The 987-nt window shown below is 61.4% G+C and carries 1 pseudogene; it reads left to right on the forward strand.

Annotated elements, in window-relative coordinates:
- A pseudogene (locus NQV17_RS37755) lies at positions 1-836 on the forward strand (IS3 family transposase); the annotation flags it as partial.
- Positions 837-987: the final 151 nt, after the last annotated feature.

Here is a 987-nt window from a genome sequence, read left to right on the forward strand (position 1 = left end):
TCTGCGACGTTCTCGGTGTAGCGCGCTCGAACATGGCGGCAAGGCTTGCAAGGCCGGCAGATTGGCTGGATGGACGTAGTGCCAGGAAGACGGACGATGCCGGACTGGTGGAAGAGATTCGGCAGACCGTCGCTGGGCTGCCGAGCTACAGCTACCGCCGCGTTTGAGGCATGTTGCGCCGCGAGCGGGAGCGCCGGGGTATCGCCCCCGTGAACGCCAAACGCGTGTATCGGGTGATGCGCGTTCACGGCTTGCTGCTACAACGCCGGCCCTCTCCACCACGGCCGCAGCGTCGGCACGATGGCAAGGTCGCAGTGGCTAAGAGCAACCAGCGCTGGTGTTCTGACGGCTTCGAGCTTCGTTGCGACAACGACGAACCGCTGCGCGTCACGTTCGCTCTAGATTGCTGTGACCGGGAAGCGTTGAGCTGGGCGGCAACGACTGGCGGCCACAGCGGCGACGTGGTGCGTGATGTCATGCTGGCAGCCGTTGAGAACCGCTTTGGCAACGTCCTGAAGGCTCCGACGGAAATCGAATTGCTGACGGACAACGGCTCGGGCTATACGGCGGAAAAGACCAGGGTCTTCGCGTCTGGCATTGGCCTGAAGCCATTGACCACACCTGTCTGCAGCCCGCAAAGTAACGGCATGGCAGAAAGCTTCGTGAAGACGATGAAGCGTGACTACGTGGCGTTCATGCCCAAGCCAGACGCCGCGAGCGCAGTGCGCAATCTCGCTATCGCGTTCGAGCATTACAACGAGAAGCATCCGCATAGCGCGTTGAAGTATCGCTCTCCACGTGAGTTCAGGCGAACCTTGGCCCGGGAGGGAATCTGATGCAACCTGATGTGGTACTACGTCTCCGCCTCAGAACCACGGCCGAAGGGGGACGAAATGGGCCGGTGTTCATAAATCCGGGCATGCACTTCGGTTGCCCGCTGGTTATCGACGGCCAATACTTCGATTGCCGCTGGTTGGTGGACGGTCG

This window comes from Burkholderia sp. SCN-KJ (genome assembly GCF_024656005.1).
In the GTDB taxonomy this organism is placed as follows: domain Bacteria; phylum Pseudomonadota; class Gammaproteobacteria; order Burkholderiales; family Burkholderiaceae; genus Burkholderia.